The organism is Oceanobacillus jeddahensis (assembly GCF_000750635.1).
In the GTDB taxonomy this organism is placed as follows: Bacteria; Bacillota; Bacilli; order Bacillales; family Amphibacillaceae; genus Oceanobacillus; species Oceanobacillus jeddahense.
Genome location: NZ_CCDM010000001.1, coordinates 523,275 through 544,867, shown reverse-complemented (window position 1 = coordinate 544,867; position 21,593 = coordinate 523,275). Strand labels below are relative to the sequence as shown.

The 21,593-nt window shown below is 37.3% G+C and carries 18 protein-coding genes; all 18 read right to left on the bottom strand.

Annotated elements, in window-relative coordinates; genetic code table 11:
- Positions 1 to 414: 414 nt before the first annotated feature.
- Positions 415 to 1,533 (bottom strand): amidohydrolase/deacetylase family metallohydrolase, encoded by a 1,119-nt coding sequence (locus BN986_RS02485; protein ID WP_040978052.1) that lies wholly within the window; start codon positions 1,531 to 1,533, stop codon positions 415 to 417.
- 49 nt (positions 1,534 to 1,582) lie between these two features.
- Complete coding sequence (locus BN986_RS02480) at positions 1,583 to 2,200, bottom strand: YesL family protein (RefSeq protein WP_040978051.1); 618 nt, start codon at positions 2,198 to 2,200, stop codon at positions 1,583 to 1,585.
- Between the two features lie 29 nt (positions 2,201 to 2,229).
- The gene (locus BN986_RS02475) at positions 2,230 to 3,126 is read right to left on the bottom strand and encodes a carbohydrate ABC transporter permease (RefSeq protein WP_040978050.1); all 897 of its coding nucleotides are present in this window, start codon (positions 3,124 to 3,126) and stop codon (positions 2,230 to 2,232) included.
- A 15-nt stretch (positions 3,127 to 3,141) separates the two neighbouring features.
- Entirely contained in the window at positions 3,142 to 4,077 is a 936-nt protein-coding gene (locus BN986_RS02470; RefSeq protein WP_040978049.1) for an ABC transporter permease, read from the bottom strand.
- Between the two features lie 168 nt (positions 4,078 to 4,245).
- Complete coding sequence (locus tag BN986_RS02465) at positions 4,246 to 5,862, bottom strand: extracellular solute-binding protein (protein WP_040978048.1); 1,617 nt, start codon at positions 5,860 to 5,862, stop codon at positions 4,246 to 4,248.
- 324 nt (positions 5,863 to 6,186) lie between these two features.
- Positions 6,187 to 7,200: a lactonase family protein gene (locus tag BN986_RS02460; protein ID WP_052400589.1), complete on the bottom strand. Its 1,014-nt coding sequence runs from the start codon at positions 7,198 to 7,200 to the stop codon at positions 6,187 to 6,189.
- 13 nt (positions 7,201 to 7,213) lie between these two features.
- Complete coding sequence (locus BN986_RS02455; protein WP_040978047.1) at positions 7,214 to 9,121, bottom strand: beta-N-acetylhexosaminidase; 1,908 nt, start codon at positions 9,119 to 9,121, stop codon at positions 7,214 to 7,216.
- A gap of 1,152 nt (positions 9,122 to 10,273) precedes the next feature.
- Positions 10,274 to 11,179 carry a hydroxymethylglutaryl-CoA lyase gene (locus tag BN986_RS02450; RefSeq protein WP_040978046.1) on the bottom strand — a complete coding sequence of 302 codons (906 nt, stop codon included), beginning with the start codon at positions 11,177 to 11,179 and terminating at the stop codon, positions 10,274 to 10,276.
- An 18-nt stretch (positions 11,180 to 11,197) separates the two neighbouring features.
- A complete protein-coding gene (locus tag BN986_RS02445; RefSeq protein ID WP_040978045.1) occupies positions 11,198 to 12,409 on the bottom strand; it encodes a CaiB/BaiF CoA transferase family protein in 1,212 nt (403 codons plus the stop codon).
- A gap of 75 nt (positions 12,410 to 12,484) precedes the next feature.
- Positions 12,485 to 13,156 (bottom strand): GntR family transcriptional regulator, encoded by a 672-nt coding sequence (locus BN986_RS02440; protein ID WP_187378513.1) that lies wholly within the window; start codon positions 13,154 to 13,156, stop codon positions 12,485 to 12,487.
- Positions 13,157 to 13,199: 43 nt separating this feature from the next.
- A complete protein-coding gene (locus BN986_RS02435; RefSeq protein WP_052400588.1) occupies positions 13,200 to 14,474 on the bottom strand; it encodes a TRAP transporter large permease in 1,275 nt (424 codons plus the stop codon).
- Entirely contained in the window at positions 14,471 to 14,947 is a 477-nt protein-coding gene (locus BN986_RS02430; protein ID WP_040978043.1) for a TRAP transporter small permease, read from the bottom strand. Before BN986_RS02430 ends, BN986_RS02435 begins: the two co-directional genes overlap by 4 nt.
- Before the next feature lie 12 nt (positions 14,948 to 14,959).
- Positions 14,960 to 15,970: a TRAP transporter substrate-binding protein gene (locus BN986_RS02425; protein WP_040978042.1), complete on the bottom strand. Its 1,011-nt coding sequence runs from the start codon at positions 15,968 to 15,970 to the stop codon at positions 14,960 to 14,962.
- A 211-nt stretch (positions 15,971 to 16,181) separates the two neighbouring features.
- The gene (locus BN986_RS02420; RefSeq protein ID WP_040978041.1) at positions 16,182 to 17,429 is read right to left on the bottom strand and encodes an oligosaccharide MFS transporter; all 1,248 of its coding nucleotides are present in this window, start codon (positions 17,427 to 17,429) and stop codon (positions 16,182 to 16,184) included.
- A gap of 63 nt (positions 17,430 to 17,492) precedes the next feature.
- Positions 17,493 to 18,917 carry a glycoside hydrolase family 32 protein gene (locus BN986_RS02415; protein WP_040978040.1) on the bottom strand — a complete coding sequence of 475 codons (1,425 nt, stop codon included), beginning with the start codon at positions 18,915 to 18,917 and terminating at the stop codon, positions 17,493 to 17,495.
- Positions 18,918 to 19,134: 217 nt separating this feature from the next.
- Complete coding sequence (locus tag BN986_RS02410; RefSeq protein WP_040978039.1) at positions 19,135 to 19,986, bottom strand: ROK family protein; 852 nt, start codon at positions 19,984 to 19,986, stop codon at positions 19,135 to 19,137.
- Positions 19,987 to 20,089: 103 nt separating this feature from the next.
- The gene (locus BN986_RS02405; protein ID WP_040978038.1) at positions 20,090 to 21,079 is read right to left on the bottom strand and encodes a LacI family DNA-binding transcriptional regulator; all 990 of its coding nucleotides are present in this window, start codon (positions 21,077 to 21,079) and stop codon (positions 20,090 to 20,092) included.
- A 156-nt stretch (positions 21,080 to 21,235) separates the two neighbouring features.
- Positions 21,236 to 21,592, bottom strand: a complete 357-nt coding sequence (locus BN986_RS02400; protein ID WP_040978037.1) for a YxeA family protein — start codon at positions 21,590 to 21,592, stop codon at positions 21,236 to 21,238.
- Position 21,593: the final 1 nt, after the last annotated feature.

Below are 21,593 nucleotides of genomic sequence, written 5' to 3'. Positions count from 1 at the left end.
ACCGCATTCTGCGGAAGTGCGTTGGCTTGCTTTTCCGGTACTCACGTATCTAAAAACATAGAGGAACTTCTGTTAAGACCGTCCACGTCCTGTGGACAACACAGAAGTCATCACATCCTGTGAAAGTCCGTTCCTCAAAGCTGCGCCGCCTTGAACTTCTTGGTCCTATTTATCGCACTTTTGAACACGCATTGTAAATAAATTCCCTTATTATTTATAAACGCTTTTCCTATTTACTGGGGAAAACGGTCAAGTCATCTCTTGATTCTCTAAAGCTGGTTTTATAATGTCGATCTCAAAGCTGGCGTTCTATTCACCTATTTTTATTATATCTTTTTCTATCCTTTTATTGTATCAGCAATCATGCTTATACTAAACTTTTTCGTCAAACCTGAAGCTATACCTTTCCTCCTATCATCTATAGGAATAACACGGCTCCAATTTAATATACTCATTGCCAAGGTATACCGCTTGCGGCTTAATTACTTGGTTCGTGACGATTTGATTTCCTATCGAATCAATCAGCGTCTTGGTTTGGTTTTCAATGGTGAAAAAAGTAAATTCTGCATAAGATCCATAATTAAAATTACCCAGCTTTGGCTGCTTTAAAATATGTGCTGGTGTTTCCGTCACTGCCTGGATAATGGTTTCTAACGAATAGCCCAGTGCTAAAAATTTAGTCAGCGTCGTGGCCATACTATACACTGGTCCATTTACCTGATTATCCTCATAAATATCTGTACCGATCGTATCGAAATGTATACCGGTCTCCTTTGCTTTCTTGGCAACAGAAAAGGAAAAGCTGGATTTTCCATGTCCTACATCAAGAAAAATCCCTCTTTGGACAGCTTCTTTCAAAGCCTTTTTCACCCCTCCTTGAGGCTGAAAAATATGATTGGAACTTTTCTCATGATAACAATGTGTAAGGATATCCCCTTTGTTTAACAAAGGTAAAATCTCATCCAGCATAGGTGGTGCACTGCCTACATGAACCATCAGCGGTTTCTTTAAAGCTTTGCTGTACTTTACTGCCAGCCGCAACGGTTCAAGCTTGTTATCACCCACAACACTGGCACTCATTCTCGCTTTTAACCCAACAATAAACGAAGGATAATTGGCTGCAGCATGTTGTACCGCTTGCCAAGAAATATTATCTATATTTGCTAATTCATCGAACCGTTTTAAACCAATCCTTGAAATATTTAAAAAAGCAAGCACCCTTGTTCTTGCCTGTTTGGTCACTTGGTAAAATTCTTCTATGGTGTCTGCACCACTACTCCCGGCATCAACTACGGTCGTTACCCCCGTTTGATAGCCGATTTTATCAGGAACTGCGCAATAAGGCGGGTATTTCGGGAAAGCATGTGTATGTAAATCAATCCATCCAGGTGAAATATACATCTCCTCTGCATCGAACAGAACTGGATAGAAGCTGTCTGCATGTCTAACTACATCTTTGATTCGACCATTTTCTATTAAAATATCTACATTTTGCCCATTTGTAAGCAATGCATTTTTAATCACTTGTACCATCGGCTATTCCCCCTCTATTTGCGCTGTTTCCTTTGTCTAATTTGTATCCTTACTCTGTTACTACTTCATATTTAGCAAATGTTTTTGACGCACCCCAGGTAATAAAATAAGCAGAGAGACTGCCTCCGAAAAAGAAAAGTAGAGCCGGGAATACGTGAAAGATGAAATAACCAGCTAAGCCCATACAAGCCACTAAAAAGATAGTGAGTATCGGATGCACAATAGCAATTATCAATGGCCATTTCAAGTACCCAATTATTTTCAACTCAAAATGAACATATACTGGAAATAAATAAACAAGTAAGATAACAAGTAAAGCAAAGATAATTACAATAGAAAATTGAGCCATTTGATAAATTAATGCACTTTGCGCGCCAAGAATTTGAAATTGAATCGAAAACAAGTAACCAAGCGCAAACAAGGTAAGGCCAATGCAATTGGCTTTCCAAAACTCCTGTTTATATATCACCCAAAACGTTGTGAAAACCCGAACTTCATCTTCCCCTCTCTGCCACTTACGGACAATGGCAAACATCGCGACGGTTGCAGGCATGATCCCAAAGAAAAGAAGACCTGCCATGGTAAATAGCATCCATAATAGATTCAGATAAGCAAAACGTGTTATCCAAATTGCAAATATATAATATCCACGAGCTACTTCTGCCATAAGAATCCTCTCCTATTCTTTATATAATCTTATTCCTTCACAGATCCTATCAATACGCCTTTTACAAAGAAGCGTTGCAAGAATGGATAGACAATAAGCAACGGTAATGCTGATACAATAATAACGGCATACTTCACAAGAGATGCTGTCTTTATTTGGTCTGCAAAAGATTGAGCGCTTCCTGCAGCACTGGATGCACTATCTGCACTGACTTCATTTAAAATAAGGATTTGCCGTAATATCAGCTGAAGCGGAAATTTATCTTCACTCCGCAAATAAATCAAAGCATTAAAATATTGATTCCATAAGGCAACACCGTGGAATAACGCCATAACGGCAATAATTGGCATAGATAATGGTAAGACGACTTTAAAAAATAAATAGATATCACTTGCTCCATCGATTTTAGCTGCTTCCACAAGCTGATCAGGTATCGTCTGTTGGAAGAAAGTACGCGCAACCAGGATAGACCAAGCACCGACTACTCCAGGAATGACAATTGCCCACATGGTGTCCAACATCTGTAAATTCCGGACAACTAAATAAGTAGGAATTAACCCACCATTAAACAACATTGTAAATAAGATAAACCAAAGCCAGAATTTCTTACCCATTAATTCTTTTCGTGATAAAGCATAGGAAGCCGGCAAAAGTACAAATAAGTGAATCACAACACCAATTGCCGTATAAAGGATCGTATTTTTGTATCCTGTCCAAATCGCATCATTCTGAAATACACGCTGAAAGCCCTCGAATGTCACATCTACCGGCCAGAGCCACATCTTCCCTGTATTTACGGCATGAGGATCACTAATCGATGCACTAATCACAAATATTAATGGATAAATAATGATTAACGTTATAAGCAAGACAAATAGAAAATTGAGCCGGTCAAAGGCTTTATCCGATAAGCTAAACTTTGACATGATGCATCTCCCTCCTTACCATAGGCTGTTCTCGCTAACCTTTCGTGCAATTTGGTTCACGGTAATTAAAAGCACAATATTAATAGCTGATTCAAATAACCCGACAGCGGCAGCAAAACTATACTGCCCCTCTAATATACCTGTCTCGTATACAAAGGTTTGAATTACATCTGAAGTTTCTGAGTTCAGCGTATTCTGCATAAGAAGCACTTTTTCAAAACCAATTTGCATGAAATTTCCGATATTTAAGATAAAAAGAATCACAATCGTTGGCATAATACTTGGAATATTAATCCGTGTAATCCGCTGCATCCGTGTAGCTCCATCTACTTTAGCCGCCTCATGTAACTCCGGATTTACTCCTGCCAGTGCAGCAAGATAAATAATCGTGCTCCATCCTAACGTCTGCCATTGACCAGACCATACAAAAATGTGGCGGAACCAGTCTGGACTCGTTAAAAACGGAATCGTGTCCATTCCAAGTGCCCGTAATAAGTGGTTTATCAAGCCTGTATTCGGGTCCAGAAAAGCTACCAGCATCCCGACAACAACGACAACAGAAATAAAATGTGGTGCGTAAGTCAGCGTCTGTGTCCATTTTTTAAATGCACCATTCCGGAGTTCATTAAATGCTAATGCTAAAATAATTGGCAATGGAAATAAAACTAGCATATACAGATTTAAAATAATGGTATTTTTGAGCAGTCTCCAAAAATAATAGGAGCTGAAAAAACGTTCAAAATGCTCAAAACCGACCCATTCGCTTCCCCAAATACCGAGTGTTGCAAAATAATCCTTAAAAGCAATCTGAACGCCGTACATCGGTATATAATGAAATATAAAAAAGTATAAAAAGACGGGCATCATGAAAAGGTATAACTGCCAATTACGCAGAAAATTCTTTTTGATTACGGCTCCTCTACCCTTTTGGATGGATTGATTTTTTGCCATCTTTCCGTTAACCTCCTTCTTCAAATGGAATCGTTCTGCTAAATGAAGCACAGCAGCAGTGAAAGTGTCTTATGTAAGCAGCATCATGATGTATCACCTCTAAAATAAAAGAGAGGGCGTGAGATATACTGCCCTCTCGATGTGAATGAATCTTTTTAAACATCTGCTTTAATTAGATTGATAACGATCATATGCGGCTTGGTAAACCTCCTGCAATTCTTCCATTCCCATCTGCTCAATCGTTTGGATATAGCTATCCCAGTTATCTAAATCTTCATCACCTGTAATAAACTTATCGCGCATTTCCTCCACATACTTGTTAATGTCTTCACCAGTTGATTGTAGGATGCGGTTCTCTTCTTCTGTAAAAGTAAATCTCGGCCATACCTCATCGATAACTTGCGGTTCGATTTTTTCAGCTGCTTCCATTGATTGCGGCGCAGTTTCTCCCCCTTGGAAATAATCTGCTTTAATAATTCCGCTGATAGAACCAAGCCATGTTAAATCTTGGGCAATTGCCTGTTCAAATGTCATATCACCCTCTGGGTTCAAAATATGGTCACTATAAACTGCTTCTCCATCTTCCATTTCAAATGTTTCTCCTTCTACACCCATGTAGTAAAGCTCTGCACCTTCATCTCCGTAGAAATGGTCCATCCAACGGACAGTTGCAGCCGGATTCGGGTTTTCACTGGTAATCACCAGGTTATCTGGAGTCCATACAGAAGATGAGAGTTTATTATAAGACTGATACCCGTCTGGACCTTCTAAAGCTGCTAAACTATTATATTGCGAACCAATCTCTTCACCGAATAATTCAATTGGATCATAGAAAATCATACTTCCATATAGATTATCCGATGCATTGGCAAGGAACTGCCCCCATTCAATCGTGAAAATGCTTTGGTCGATCAGTCCTTCTTCATACAGCATATGGATGTATTCCAGCATATCTCTATATTCATCAGAGGTTGCATAGTACCGTACCTTAGAATCATCATTCGGGTCTAAATCCAAGTTTGTGTTAGAGGCACCATGATTCATTACGCCGAATGATCCAGACAGCCATTGAACAAGTTCAGCAATGTCTGTACCTCCATAAGGAATCGTATCTCCATTCCCTACTGGGTCAAGCTCTTTAACAGCCTGCAAATACTCATAAAATTCTCCTGTTGTTTCCGGAATATCCATATTCAGCTCATTCAACCAATCTTCATTCACCCAAGGTCTTGCACTGAGCCGTAAAGAGAGAAAATCATCTTCAATGAGCGATGGCATCGAGTAAATATTGCCATCAGGGAAAGTAATCGCTTTTTCAATCGTCGGGTCATTTTCCATCAATGCTTTTAAATTTGGTGCATATTCATCAATCAAATCATTTAATGGCAGGAACGACCCTTGGGAACCGTATCGTAATAAATCCGTATTTGACAGCTCTGCAAGGAAAAACGCGTCCGGTAAGTCACCACTTCCCAGCGCCAGATTCCTATTTTCCTCCAGCGCATCCGGACTTACGGAATTCCAATTCACATTAATGTTTGTTAAATCTCTGTACTCATTCCAAATTAAAATATCATTCCAGTCATTGCCTTCATTTTGAGCAGGCTTGTTCGCAAAGAAGGTGAGCTCTAACTCCTCCTCCACAATTGGAAACCCCTCTGCATTGACATCTTCTTCACCCGCTGCCTCCCCTTCCTTACTATCAGCATCGCCTCCATTACTACATGCATATAAAGCGCTTACAAAAATGAGTGTTACTAGTAAGAAAAACAATTTCTTCAACATAATGACCCCCCTTTTAAGTAGGAAAAAATGTAAAACGAGCTTCCACATGATGTGATGACTTCTACGTTACCCGCATAACGTCGGCAATTTTAGCAGAAGATCCTTTTCCGACGCGTTGTTTTTATTGGTCTTTTAGTCTAAACTCCTCCTTTTCAATACCATAATCATCTAAGATGCAATACAGACTTTTTTGCTTATTCAAAATAGTACCACTATTATTTGAATGCGTCAACATAACATTATAATGATTAATATGTTTTTTTGTCTCCTTTTGTCGAAGAACCTATTTTTATTTATTACCTTATTTAAAAGCTTATATGGACGCTATATTTTAATGATACAAACAGGTGATTGTACCAAGATTGTATTATTTTTTATTAAATATGTATTATTTATTTGTTTAAAAATCGTTATATTATTACTGTTTTGATGACAAATAAATAATTGATTATTCAATAATTGGTTAGTACAAAAATGTCTTGGCCATTTTCCACCTGTAAGAATGGAGGTTTCTTTTTCAAGCAAACCATCTTCAGCCACATGAAAAAAAGTCAACGAGTCTGCACCCCTATTAGAGGTAATGATTTTCCCATCAACGTATTGAATCTCTGCGCCATAATTCTTCTGCTCACTTACCGTTTCTATCTCTTGAATGCACTGTAAAAAAGCTGATTGGTCTGTATACTGATACACTAATACCGTTGATTGATATTCATTGATCACATATACGATTGACTTCTCCGGATGAAAAGCAACGTGCCTCGGTCCTGTTTTCTCTGGTATCATCAAATTTTGAAAGGGAAGCAAACGTCCTTTTTCTTCATCCCACTCATATATATAGATTTTACTTTTACCAATATCCGTCATCAGGATACGGGAGCTCCCTGGAATTTGCCGAACCGTATGAATATGAGAAGCGCCATTATTTGTAGAAGTGAAATCCAGATATTCTATTTCTTCTTGTAAATCTCCCTTTTCATCAAGAGCATAAACAACAACGCCGGCATTCGAATAATTGCTTACAAACAAATAACCGCCACAGGCACTCACCTCTACGTAACATGGTCCGCCATGTGTCGGCAAACGCTGTCGTTCTTTCAGACAATGCGTTTCATCGTGTAATTCATAACAAACTACCTCTCCCTCTGGTACTTCACTGACAGCATATACTCGCTTTTGGGTTGGGTGCTTTGCTAAAAAGGATGGATTAGCGATTCCATCTTGTTCACCTAACCATTGAACTTCACCTGATTCGGCATGTATTTGCAACCACTGAATACATGCCGAATTTTCCTCTCCATAGCTTCCAATAAGTACTTCCATCGTTTGATTATCCAATGGATTTCCCCCCTCAATAAATCGGCAATACATGAAAGAATACATTAGGAGAAGCCATCCGATAATAATAGCTGCACCAGCCCAAGCCGCTAGACTCCTCTACATTTGGAGAAAAATACAATCGCTCTTGCTCCAGCTCTTCTATTTGCTCCAAGTCTCCCTTTACATACTCCTCAACCCGCTGGCAAGCGGTATCTAAACGCTGTAATAACCCTCCATAGCGAATATCAATGACTTCCCATCCAAAAGGTTTATTCAAGGAAAGCCATTGTTTCCGGTGAGCACTCTGCAATTCTTTCACACGCTTTATTACTTCTGGTATTATGTGCTGGGCAATTTCTTTAAGCTTTTCTTGATCTGATGCGTCATACGCTGCTTTTAATTCCACACCTAAATCCCCTTTTTTCGCAAGGACACGACACAACTTTTCCGGCACATCAAAAAAGTGATCTGACGTTTGTTGATTATACTGCCCGATTTCCTCTGCCAGGTTTTCATAAAACGTCCCTACATTCTTTTTTTCGACATGCTTATCAAATAATCCCAGCAATACATCCTGCCATAACAAAAATTTAGAGGGGTTTGTCTGCAATGTATTTCCTTCATCTACACCGGGTGGCTGATCCATTTTATTTAATGCCAAGAGTGCATCTGGATTAATGCCTGTACAAAACAGTGCACGTTCTTTCAACCGGTTTGTATTGACTTCCATGTGGTAAGCGTGTTCGGCATAGAACTGTAATCCATAAAGTGCATGATATACATTATTTTCATAACCATCATCTCCCCACAGTGTTACAAAAACATCTTCAATACCTTCTTGCTTGCAAACAGTAAGCGCTGGTTCACTAGCCGTAAGGGATATTTGATAGTTAGGTGCAAACGTATTCCATACCCACATTCCCCCAGCAAATGCCGGTGTAGTACCAAACCGTTTTAATTGTTTCAGCATCCGCTCATAGTGCTCCTTATCAGATTGAGCGTACTGCCAATACATATACTGCACATTATCAGGAAGCTGATTCACAATATAATCTGGTAAATCTGTTGTTTTGTCGTAGCTATCCCCTGTTTCAGAAGCCAATTTTAAAAACATATCGCTCCACATTACAGCACGCAGATGATATTTATTTGTTATGGCAATAACTCTATCGAGATGTGCCTTCATTAAATCAAATCGGTCCTTGAAACCATGCATATTTAAATATCTGCCGCGCCCTACCTCTTCTGCTTCATCCATACCGATATGGACACGGTTGCTTCGAAAAGGCTTCGTCACAGAAGCAATCATCCGCTCCAGCAAATCATACGTATCTTCACTCTCTAATAATAGGGCTCCCCTGGTATCTTTATATTTATAAGCAGCATCCCATTTCAGAAATTCCTCTAAATGAGCTAATGTTTGAATACAAGGAATTAGCTCTATCCCAAATTGACTCGCATAATCATCCAGCTCCCGCAATTCTTTTTCATTATAACGCCCACGCATATAACCAAAATAAGGCTCTCCGTCTACTTCATACGTATCTTCCATATACAGCATTGCCGTATTATGCCCCATCACCGCTAATTTGCGGATAAAATCCTTTAACGTAGACAGCTTCATTGTCATATTACGGGATAAATCAAACATCGGCCCTACGCTGGAAAACTGCATCGTTTCTTGGATATGACTCTGCTTAACTCCTTTCTTTAACTGTTCTAAAATCAAACCAAGTGCTCTAAAAAAATGACATGGCTGCTGATAGGTAATTGTCCCGGTTTCTCCATCAAATTCCACAATTAACCCTTTGGCACGCTCATCTTGAATACCCGTTAGCACAATACCACCTTTATTCGCTACACTAAATGTATAAGCTTCCTGTAACTCTGCGATCCCTGAACGTAAATTTTCTACGTCACCCTTAAATATAATTTCCATTTACCATCACCCCTTCATAATATATATGCTACACCCTAAAAAACATAACGTTATAATGTATTAGTTTATAAAAAGCTCTTTTAAATGAGAGCTACATAAACTAATAAATTGAAAACCCTTTCATAATGTTAAATTCGCCTTTTTATTGTAAACTCCTTCTTTTTCAGCAAAATTCTTCTTACGTTTTTCATCCTGCAATTGTTAGAAAGCGATATGCTTATCCATGAATATTCTTAATAATTTGTATACTTCTTTCTATCTTGATTAGAAAAGAGGACTCCCACTTTTAAGTCAGGCTAACATCGCAACGTCCTGGGGTTGGGACTGCGATTACCCCACCAAAAAACATTTGTTGCAACATCTGTACTAGTATATTCTGGGACTGGAACAAACGTATGAATCTCATATAGACTGAAAAGAACTCTCAGGAGGCAGGGCCAATGGGATAGTGTGGTTGGATGTTTTTAGCACACCGATGTGCCAACTCCGCTAACGGTTCATTGACATCTTGAAAGTCGACACCTCAGAAACCCACACTTCCAATTTCTTTAGAATGAAGTGGCAGGAATATTCATTTATCATCACATTATATTACGTCATTTATGTTATCGTTTCTTCCTTAAGAACTTTCAAAATTAAACGGACTACATAAAAGGAACTGTTGTAAAATGCATGGTTTGCCTTTGATGAAAGCCTCTTTTTTTATGTTGGATTATTTATTTTAGGATTGACCATTCTCCTTCTTGGTAATAACAGGAGAAACAATTGATTTTTTGACGCACTTAAATAAACTTCCCTTTTTTGGCAGCCTCTAAAGGATGAAAACAGTAATTTAGGCGATCAGATTGGATTTTCGGATATATTTTATTAAGGTTATAACAGAAGGAATAAATCATTTTTAGGGACCATCTCTTCAACATCTATCGGTGATAAATTGCTACATTTTAAATGTACTGAGGTCGCTGTATGATTGGTTTACTTTTCATAATTAATTATAGATCAGAGCAGACACCTTATGGTCTGTTTTTTGCACGATAGAAGCATAAGAAAAGCTGTTGCACGATCAGTTACCTAATTGTGCAACAGCCCCTTCTATAAATATATTACAACTAGTATGTTACCCCAACGCCATACTAGCAATTACATTATTCTTTATACTGTATGCAAATCACTAACTTTACCAGCCTTAACTACTTGCCCTGGATAATCGTCTCTTCCAATTACTTCTGTCAACCCGCTCGATAATGAAATAAGTTTATCTAAATCAGTATTATGTTTCACTTTTATCTCATCAAGCATATGGACTAGATCTTCTGTACAAATATTCCCAGTAGCTCCAGGAGCAAATGGACATCCACCAATACCTCCTAAAGATGCATCAAATTGATTTGCACCTGCTTCCATTGCTGCAATTACATTAACCAGCCCCATGCCTCTCGTATTATGAAAATGCAATGTAAGTGGTATATCCCCAATTTGTTCTTTTACTTTAGAAACTAGCTGTTTCACTTGAACAGGGTTTGCCATGCCAGTTGTATCTGCTAAAGTAATACTATTCATCCCCATTTTCAAATAGGTATTGACATACTGTTGAACTGCATCTTCAGAAATATCTCCCTCAAATGGACATCCAAAAGCAGTTGCCACCGTACCATTCACCTTCATTTTTGTACTTTTTACTGTATCCATTATTTTTTGGAACTCAAACAACGACTCTTCATGTGTTTTATTCACGTTTTTTTTATTGTGTGTCGTACTTGCCGACATCACTAAATTGACTTCATCCATTCCTGCATCTAATGCGCGTTCTGCTCCACGTAAATTAGCTATTAGAGCAACATAAGTTACATCTGGGGTCCGATTAATTCTAGTTGCAACTTCACTTGCATCTTTAAGCTGTGGTACTGCTTTTGGAGACACAAACGACGTTACTTCTATTTTATGAACTCCAGTTTCACTTAGTTCATTAATCAATTGTACCTTTTTTTCCGTTGGCACAAATTCCTTTTCCATCTGAAAACCATCTCTTGAAATTACCTCTTGAATTTTCACATCCATATCCGCTCTCCTCCTTTTTTATATTGTGTTATTTTCCTTCATTTCTATTATTCTTTCATCTGTAAATCCGAGAATTTCTTTATATACTTCTTGATTATGCTCTCCCAGTTTAGGTCCGGCCCATTTTATTTCTCCAGGTGTTTCCGAAAACTTCGGCATTATACCAGGCATTTTTAATTTTCCGAGTTCCTCTACTTCAACTTCTTTAATCATTTCTCTTGCTTGGTAATGTACGTCTTCAAAAATATCTGAAATACTGTATATTGGACCATTAGGAACATCATATTTATCAAGAATTTCTTGTGCTTCCTTCAAAGTGTGCTTTTGTGTCCACTCCGTAATAGCAGCATCTAGGAACTCCGCTTGTCTTGCCCGTAAATCATTAGATGCATATTTGGGATCTTTCTCTATATCCTCACGCCCAATTGCCTTCATCAAACGCTTGAATATACTGTCCCCATTGCCACCTATAACGATATATTTATCTTCTTTACATCGATATGTGTTTGATGGAACAATCCCCGGCAAGGAACTCCCTGTTCTTTCTCGAATATGTTCATAATAATCAAATTCAGGTACCATACTCTCCATTAAGCTAAAAACAGCTTCATATAAAGCAACATCAATATATTGCCCTTTTCCTGTGCCAACAATATCCCGGTTATAAACTGCCATCATTGAACTAATCACAGCATATAGGGATGAAATAGAATCTCCCAGACTAACTCCAACCCTTACAGGAGGTCGATCCGAATAGCCTGTTAAATAGCGAATTCCTCCTATCGATTCACCTACACTACCAAAGCCGGGTTTACTACTATAAGGTCCATCTTGACCATAACCTGAAATTCGCACCATAATAATTTTAGGGTTAATCGCTTTCAAATCTTCGTAGCCCAAGCCCCACTCTTCCAGCTTTCTGGGTCGAAAGTTTTCAATAATAATATCTGTATTCTGTATAAGTTCTTTAATAATTTCTTGACCTTCTTCTGACTTTAAGTTAAGTGTAATAGACTTCTTATTTCTTGCTTGAACATACCACCACAGTGATGTATCTCCATGCATTTTACGCCATTTACGAATTGGGTCCCCTGCTCCTGGCGTTTCAACCTTAATAACTTCTGCTCCAAAATCTGCAAATAATCGCCCTGCAAACGGACCTGCAATTAATGTTCCCATCTCTAAAACGCGTAATCCTTTTAATAATTCCTTTGATTTTTCATCAAACATAAAAACCACCTCAACAATTCTAAAAATAAATTTTGTTAACTGTTAACATTAAAAACGAAAAAATAAGCTACTTTATTACTTTATTCTTAAAAATAAATTTAATAGACTTTCCATATCATATTGAATATGTTCATCCATTAACTCTTTTGCCTTTTTGCTATCTCTATCTTTTAAAGCTAAAAAAATATTATAATGTTGCGAATGTGCAACAGCTCTTCGTTCATGGTTATGGATGTTAAACTTACGATATAATCTTGTTAAACTTTTTAATTGTGCTACTTGATCCAAAAGTCTTTTATTCTCACCAGCTTGAATAATAATATGATGAAATTCGCTATTTAATTCTAGAAACTGCGTTGTTGATTTTTCTAAATCATCTTTTTCATCCAGTACCTTACTTGATTTAACCATCAATTGCTCCAAATCAGCCAGACCTTGATCTGAAATACTTTCAGCTGCTTTCTCTGCAGCTAAAGATTCAAGCGCTCTTCTGCATTCATATATATTTTTCAAATCATCCGCATTTGGAGTATATACACGTAATACATTTTTTTCGTCTCTTACTAATAATCCCTCTTGCTCAAGCTTGCTAATAGATTCTCTTACAGGTCCTCTACTAACTTCCAATGTTTGAGAGATTTTTACTTCATTAATTCGTTCACCATAATTTAATTTTCCATTTATTATTTCTTGACGTAATGCACCGTGAACTTGCATGTATAAAGGTTTTGCTTTTACTATTTTCAAGTTAATCATCCCTTTTGTTACTTCCTATGCTTTACCTCTATTTCTAAATAAGCATTGTTAATAATCCCGGAAAGAATATAAATATAATCAGTGCAATGATATAGAACACCAGATATGGAATAATTTGTCTCACCATAGACTCAAATCTTATCCCGGCAATCTCTGATGCAACAAATAAATTCAAACCGACTGGTGGAGTTATTTGTCCCACAGCCAAAGCAATTACCATAAAGACTCCAAAATATACGAGATCAATTTGAGCATGTTCTAAAATTCCAACTACAGTAGGAACGACCAATACAATAGATGCAACGTTTTCCAAGAATGTTCCGACTATTAACAATAATAGAAGTAGTAATAACATAATTATAACTTGATTATCCGTGAAAGACAACATGACGCCAGCTACCTTCTCCGGCACTCTTTCTGATGCAATTATTGCACTGAAAATATGTGCAGATCCAATTAGAATCATTATCATTGCAGTGCTTTGCGCTGTATCTTTTAATGCAATATATAAATTTTTAAAATTTAATGTCCGATATACAAAAAATCCAATGATAATCCCATATAGACAAGCCACTGCTGCTGATTCAGTTGGTGTGAAAATTCCTGAGTATATTCCTCCTATAATAATAACTGGTAATAACAGCGCCCAAAAACTATTCAATATTACTTTTACAGAACTTCCCATTTCCATACTTTTGGTAACTGTTGTTTTATCTTTCTTTAAAAGAAAGTAATTTAAAACCATTAATCCGATTGCTAAGAGAATACCCGGAACAATCCCTGATATAAACAGGTCTCCAATTGATACACCTGCCGTTACACCATAAAGTACCATCGTAATACTTGGTGGAATAATAAGACCTAATACACCAGCTGATGATATAACCGAAGCTGAATAGACTTTATTATATCCTCTATTTTCCATATTCGGTATCATAATAGATCCGATTGCTGCAGTTGTTGCGGGAGCTGACCCGGATATAGCACCAAACATAGCTGATGAACCAACAGATACATGAGCCAAACCACCTGGTAGTTTCCCTACAATTAATGCTGCCAGGTCTATTAATTTGTCGGATATTTTAGCCTTTGCCATTATATTTCCAGCTAATAAAAACAAAGGAATTGCAAGCAATGTAAAACTATTTAAGCCACCAATAATTTTTTGAGGCACCATTAATAAAGATGTATCTGCTCCAGTTATAAGTATAGCGGCAATACCGGATAAGCCTAACGACACAGCAATTGGTACACCAATAAATAGTAAGATAAAAAACGCAATAAACATTACTAAAATCACTAAAGTCACCTACTTTCTTCCGGCTTTACTTTTATTTCATTCACTATATTTTCTAACGTAAATAATAAGCTGATAGCCCCGCTAATTGGTATAACTAAATCAACATAACCCATTCGGAAACCCGTTGCAGGGGTTACTTGAATCATCGCTTTCATAGATAAATCAAAACCAAAATATATCAAAACAATACAGAAAAAAGCCACTATAAAATGCACTACAATTCGAAAAACTTTTTGTATTCGCTTTGAAAATAACTCTTGAAAGTAAGTAACCGAAATGTTTTTATTTTTACGGACAAGAATAGAAAAACCTAATAAAACTAACCATATTAAGCAATATCTTGTTAATTCTTCTGAACTTGTTAATGGTGTTTGTAAAACATATCTAAAAAGCACCTGCACTAGTACCAGTACAGTAATAACTCCAACACTAAGTGATGTAATTATTTCAAGTATTTTATTTATCCATTCTAAGAGCTTCATGTGTTCCCTCCTTTACAATTCATTTTGAGCATCTTGAATTCGTTCAATAATATCTGCTCCGAAAATATCTTCATACTTTTCATAAACTGATTCTGTTGCTTCTCTAAAAGGTTCTGGATCTACATCTGTAATTTGCATTCCGTTTGCTTCAATTTCTTCCCATTGTTCTTCTTCCAAGTCATTGACCATATCTGTATGAACCTGCGCAAGCTCTACAGCAGTGTCTTTTACTATATCTTGGTATTCTATGGGCATACTTTCAAATAATTCTTTGTTCATTAATACTGGTGTAGCAATATGAATATGATTTGTCCTAGATACATAATCCTGCACTTCATAATATCTCTGTGTAATAATATGAGCCGGCGGATTTTCCTGCGCATCAACTGTTCCAAGTTGTAGAGCTGAATACAACTCCCCGAAAGAAATTGGAGTCGGAAGCGTTCCTAATGTTGTAAATGTGTCTAGAAATACTTCTCCATCAGGCGTTCTAATTTTTAGTCCTGCCAAGTCCTCCGGCTCATTAATTTCTTGTCTTGAATTAGTAATACTACGAAAACCATTTTCCCACCACGCCAAAACAAGAGCCCCTTGTTCCTCTACTTTCGCTGATAATTCATCTCCAATTTCACCATCTAAAACGTGCCTAACATGATTAGAATCTTCAAATAAAAATGGCAGATTCAATACTCCTACTTCAGGAATCCAATTAGAAAGCAAAGTACCTGATGTTAATACAATGTCTTGTGTGCCAATTAAAGCACCCTCTACAGCAATATTTTGGTCTCCCAACTGATCAGAAGGAAAAATATCAATGGTAACATTTCCATCTGTCCTTTCATGAACTAACTCAGCAAATTCTTCACTAATCGTTTGATAATGATGATTCGGAGCACTTGTGTGAGCAAGTTTAAACGTAAATTGCTCTTGTTCAGAAGAACCTGTAGCTTCTGATTGTTCACAGCCGATAAGTGCAGCTAAAAGAAACAACCCCATGAATAAAACGCTTACATTTAACTTCATTAAATAACTCTCCTTATTTAAATGTTATCTGTTAACAGTTGATAGATAACAGTATAATTCATTAATTTTTAATTTGTCAATATTATTTTAATATTTCGATCATCACTAGAACTTTATCAATGACAAAAGCCTTTAAACCATACCAAAGGCAATCAACTTAATTATTCAATTAAAAAGCAATGAACTGCTTAAACAGCTCATTGCTTTTTATCTAGTCCTTCGCCATCGCAAATTCATGCTCATCTAATTTTTGTTCTTTATCATTATTATTCAATGCAAAAATTGAAAAAATAACGAATAGTACAACAATAGAACCTAAGATATAAAAGGTTGTCTCATAGTTTGTCTGATCATAAATCCAACCGACCAATGCAGAGAAAATAATGACACCAATTTCACTGGAAACCTTAAAACCGATAAGGTAGACAGTTGCAGAAAGTCGAACGTCAAAGTTTGCAGCAATATATTTAAATACCGCAATTAATAAAATCGGTAATTCGACTGCGTGAAGCATTTTCATAAAGGAAATGCCAAATCCACCTGTTACCATTGCGGAACCAATGATACGGAAAGCCATGATACTTCCTGCTAATACAAGTGAACGCTTAATCCCGACTTTGTTAACGATAAATGGTGCTAAGAATAAGAAAATTGCTTCAACAAACACTTGTATAGAGTTCAGAATTCCGTAAACGGTATTCCCATCAGCACCACCGTCAGAGAATAGGCTTACAAAGTAGACTGGAAACAGTTGTTGATCATATACCGTGTAGATACATACGGTTCCAAACAGATAAATAATTAAAAACCAGAATATTTTATTTGAAAAGAGAAAGCGAATATCTTTCATCGATATATTGGAAACACTTTTTTCTTCAGTTTTGGTAACTTCCACTTTAAAGAATACATTAATCAAAAGAAAGATAATCCCTGTTCCAGATGCAATCCAGAAATTAATATGTGGGTTAATGCTCATTAATGCTCCTGCACCAATGGCAGAAACAGCATAACCTAATGATCCCCACATACGTGCCTTCCCAAATTCAAAGTCATATTTACGGCTCAGTTTTTCTGTAAAGGATTCCAAAAATCCGGCTCCTGCTATAAAACCGGCTCCTAAATAAATGGCCCCGAGGGCTGCCCCTAAGTAAAAATTATTTAGCAGTAACGGTTCATATACATAAATAACAAACGGTGCAATAAGAACAAGTACCACACTCTGTATCCAGACGAGGTTTTTCTTCGTCCCGAGCTTATCCTGCATATATCCATAAAGGATCATGAAAAACAAAGAAAAGAAAGAGTTAAACGAGTAAATTGTTCCGACTTGTGCTCCTGTTAATCCAAGACTGTTGTTCAACCAAATTGCGTAGAAAGACCACCAGATTGACCATGTGATAAAGAAGAAAAATAGATATCCGGATGAGAACCAATATTTACTATTCTTTAAAAAATCCATATTTATTAGATCCTTTCCTTATAAGGTGGGGAGGAGTTTGATTACTCCTCCACGCAGCCATTATTATTTCCAAATAGAATACAAGTTTGTCCATGATACATTATCTACTTTTAGTGCTTCATTTACTGCAAATATCTCTAGTTTTGTCACTGCGCCTTTAGGATAAATCAGGTTTGTTGAAACAGTTAATCCATCATTTAAAAAGAGCTCAACCGAAGATTTGTCAACGATTGCTTTAAGCGCTTGAACGTCCAGCCCATTCAGACTTCCCTTCACTTCTTCTGGAAAATCTTCAGAGAAATCAATGATCCCCTCATTCCGATAGAATGTATACGCATCTGACTGCTTATCTATTACCAATCGGAAAGCTTCATCCTGATCTGTAACAAATTGCACGCCCCACTTTGTACTATTTGACGTTTTTGAAATCTGTAAATCTACCTGAGCAGTATTACTAATTTCGTAGCTTTCTGTCTCATCAGGCTGAATGGTTACATCCTTATAAGAAACCTCTTCTTTGCTATTGTCTGCGATGATGGCCTCTTGTTTTAATAAGAGACTTCCATCTTTTTCAAATAAGGAAAGCTTCCGCGCCAGACTCATTGCACTGCGCCATGGCGAGACCGGGACAACTCCCGCATACTGCCAATTATTCATCCAGCCGATCCAATAAGTATCCTTTGTATTATCCCAGCTGACAGCTGCATAAAAATCTTTTCCTGCATCTGCCCACTTCAATTCATCTTTCGGTGTTTCATTCGGATGAAATTCTTTCCCATCAAAACTTCCAGTAAAATAATAAACTGCGGAACCGCCATTAGGACCGTCTGCATTGATACTTACAATAAGCACCCACTCTTTTTTAGAACTGTCCTCTACTGGTAAATAAAGCAGGTCCGGACATTCCCAGACACCAATATAGGAAGGATATTCTTTTCCAAATGAGGATAAATAGGTCCAATCAATTAAATTTGGTGAACCATAAAACTGGATGTGGTCCCCACAAGCCAATACCATAACCCATTGCTGGCTTTCTTCATGCCAGGAAACCTTTGGATCACGAAAATCTTTTATTTTTGTGTTTGGTATCACCGGGTTTCCTTCATACTTTATCCATGTTCTTCCTTTGTCTTCACTGTAGGCAATACTTTGCTCCTGGCTTTCTCCATCATGTGTAAAAATAGCAACCAGTCCACCGGTATCGCTTTCAAAAAGGCCGCTGGTGTTATATTTATCTACCACTGCGGATCCAGAGAAGATGGTTCCTAATTCATCCGGAGCTAACGCAATCCCGTGCTCTTCCCAATGATATAAATCTGTACTTGTTGCATGCCCCCAGTGCATATCAGCATGATCATTAGCATGCGGATTACGCTGATAAAATAAATGATACTCTCCTTCATAGTAAACAAGACCATTCGGATCATTAATCCAGTTTTCCTTTGGTGTGAAATGAAGCTGCGGACGATGTTTTTCTTGATATAACATATAACTATCCCTCTCTTTAAAATTAAATTTATGTTTATGAAAAACATTGAAAACGGTGTCAGTAATTTCTTACGTACTATCATCTTATATTTTCAGAAATATGTCAACCGGTTGACATAAAATTTTGTACTTTATATAAATACAAGAAAAGTTTCGTTCTTCCTAAAAAAAGGATGAACAAGGTCTGTTTATTCAACCTTTCGTTCATCCCTCCATGCTATTCTTTTATTGCTAATGCAATACACCCTTTTACTCCCTGTTCATCATTTAAGCCTGGAGCTACGATTAGTTCATTTACGTCCGCTACTTCAATGTACCCATTCAACCGTTCCATAAATTTTTCACGAACCATTGGGTAGAGTTTTTCCTGTTTCATTACTCCTCCTCCAAGAATTATTTTTTCTGGAGAAAGAACAACAAAGAAATCTAATATTGCCTGTGCAAGGTAATGCGCTTCAATCTCCCAAACTTGGTCCTCATCAGCTAATTCAGCACCTTTCCGGCCATGACGCGCTTCAATTGCAGGCCCTGAGGCCAGCCCTTCTAAGCAGGTACCATGGTTCGGACATGTTCCTTCAAAAGTATCTTCCGGGTGCTTTTGTAATAAAACATGCCCCATTTCAGAATGGTTTCTGCCCTGAAATGGTTCTCCATCCTGAACAAGTCCCGCTCCTATACCTGTACCTACTGTTATATAAAGACAACTGGAAACATCTTTTCCAATACCATATTCATATTCTCCGAGACATGCAGCAATAACATCCGTATTAATTGCTACTGGAATATTAAAACGTTTTTTTAATTCTTCCAAAAGCGGATAATTACGCCAAGGAATTTTTGGTGTATTTTCAACCGCACCATAATTTTCACTGTCAGCACGTAAATTAATTGGCCCGAAAGCTCCTACTCCCATTTTTTCAATTGGGTGCTGTGCAAAGAACTCTTCCACCTTTGCTAAAGTTTCTTCTGGCGATGTTGTCGGAAATGAAGTACGTTCCAGAATCGTTCCATCTGGATTCCCAACTGCACACACAAACTTTGTTCCCCCTGCTTCAATTGCTCCTATCATCTTTGATAACACTCCTTATCTCACCTATATGTTTGGTTATTATAGCAGATTTTTTCGTTAAGATATTATTTATTTTATATAAATATAGACAAAAAGCATTACTCTACAAAGAAGCTCGCGTCGTTTTTCCTTTCCACAGCGAAACAGACAATGTTTTTTCTTTTATCTCCTGCGATCTTCCATCAATCTCATCAATTAATGTCTCGACTGCATTTTCTGCAATTTGATATGTTGGCTGGACAATCGTTGATAATTCAGGATAAATCGAACGAATTAAACCTGTTCCGTCATAACCAATAATTTTTAAATCCTCCGGTATTCGATAACCCAAACTTTTAGCATGCTGTAAGGTACGAATAGCTAATAAATCATCACTGGCAAATATACCATCCACATCTGGATTTTCCTGAAAAAGCTGTTTTATCACATCAATATTACTTTCTAAATAAGCAACATTCGGTACATGATATGTTAATGGCTTTCTTCCTGCATCATGCATCACTTTTTCATAAGCATATTGTCTTTCATTTGCTGGTGTTTCCAAATTCACATCTCCATTAATATGAATAATATTTTTACATCCAACGTCCAGTAGTTCTTTACTGGCAAGTTCGCCCCCCTGAAAGTTATCTGAACTGACAACATGAATATTTTCTGATAGATAATGATCAATCGCTACAGCCGGAAATTGCTGATTTTTATCAATCAATCCGCGATTATAGGTTACAACAATGACACCGTCCACTTGATTTCGTCGAAGCATATCCCAATATTTTTTTTCTTTTTCTGCCTCTTGCAAACTGTTGCATAGCAAAACTTTATATCCTCTGTCATTACACATCTTCTCAATACTGTCTACCAGCTCACCAAAAAAAGGATGATTGGTAGAAGGCACGATGACACCAATCAAATAGGTACGTTTATTATATAGAGAACGCGCAAGGTCGTTGGGCACATAGTTAATTTCCTTCATCGCTGCAAACACTTTTTCTTTCGTTTTGCTGCTGATGTATCCTCTATCATTCAGTACACGAGACACTGTTGTTGGAGAGACCCCAGCAACCTTCGCGACGTCCTCGATTTTAGGTTTCATATAAAATCTTCTCCTTTAAACCCGCTTTCATTTTTTACATATATTCTTAATCATATAGTCTTTCTCTCGTAACGTAAAGAATAGGTATTGAATTGCATAAAAGCAGCCTGATAAGATATAAATGCTTTATATCTTATCAGGCTGCTATCTCCCAGACTACAATGCTTCCTCCACCGCATCCGGCAATTCCGCTTCACTTACTTCATCATACGAAGAAACTTCATTATCCTTATTCACGTAAAGCATAAGATATGCTCCCTGCCGCAATTCCTTTTGTGCAGAAAATTCAACATGAATTTCTTCTCCATCCTCTGTATAAGCCGGCTGTTCATACCAATACGTCTTCATTACTTCGCCATTATCCAGCTTTTCTTCTTCCGTATATGCGGATTCGTCGATTTGAACGTAAACATTATCCTTCCCTGCCCGGTTAAAGTCTACTGTCATCAACACCACAACCGCAGCAACAAATAAAACAACAACGCTTATCACCAAAGCTATTATTTTCTTCATG

Coding starts and splice junctions, on each gene's coding strand:
- BN986_RS02485 (WP_040978052.1), bottom strand. CDS start 1,533: ATGGTACAAGTGATTAAAAATGCATTGCTTACAAATGGGCAAAATGTA.
- BN986_RS02480 (WP_040978051.1), bottom strand. CDS start 2,200: ATGGCAGAAGTAGCTCGTGGATATTATATATTTGCAATTTGGATAACA.
- BN986_RS02475 (WP_040978050.1), bottom strand. CDS start 3,126: ATGTCAAAGTTTAGCTTATCGGATAAAGCCTTTGACCGGCTCAATTTT.
- BN986_RS02470 (WP_040978049.1), bottom strand. CDS start 4,077: ATGGCAAAAAATCAATCCATCCAAAAGGGTAGAGGAGCCGTAATCAAA.
- BN986_RS02465 (WP_040978048.1), bottom strand. CDS start 5,862: ATGTTGAAGAAATTGTTTTTCTTACTAGTAACACTCATTTTTGTAAGC.
- BN986_RS02455 (WP_040978047.1), bottom strand. CDS start 9,121: ATGGAAATTATATTTAAGGGTGACGTAGAAAATTTACGTTCAGGGATC.
- BN986_RS02450 (WP_040978046.1), bottom strand. CDS start 11,179: ATGGATGTGAAAATTCAAGAGGTAATTTCAAGAGATGGTTTTCAGATG.
- BN986_RS02445 (WP_040978045.1), bottom strand. CDS start 12,409: ATGTTTGATGAAAAATCAAAGGAATTATTAAAAGGATTACGCGTTTTA.
- BN986_RS02430 (WP_040978043.1), bottom strand. CDS start 14,947: ATGAAGCTCTTAGAATGGATAAATAAAATACTTGAAATAATTACATCA.
- BN986_RS02425 (WP_040978042.1), bottom strand. CDS start 15,970: ATGAAGTTAAATGTAAGCGTTTTATTCATGGGGTTGTTTCTTTTAGCT.
- BN986_RS02420 (WP_040978041.1), bottom strand. CDS start 17,429: ATGGATTTTTTAAAGAATAGTAAATATTGGTTCTCATCCGGATATCTA.
- BN986_RS02415 (WP_040978040.1), bottom strand. CDS start 18,917: ATGTTATATCAAGAAAAACATCGTCCGCAGCTTCATTTCACACCAAAG.
- BN986_RS02410 (WP_040978039.1), bottom strand. CDS start 19,986: ATGATAGGAGCAATTGAAGCAGGGGGAACAAAGTTTGTGTGTGCAGTT.
- BN986_RS02405 (WP_040978038.1), bottom strand. CDS start 21,079: ATGAAACCTAAAATCGAGGACGTCGCGAAGGTTGCTGGGGTCTCTCCA.
- BN986_RS02400 (WP_040978037.1), bottom strand. CDS start 21,592: ATGAAGAAAATAATAGCTTTGGTGATAAGCGTTGTTGTTTTATTTGTT.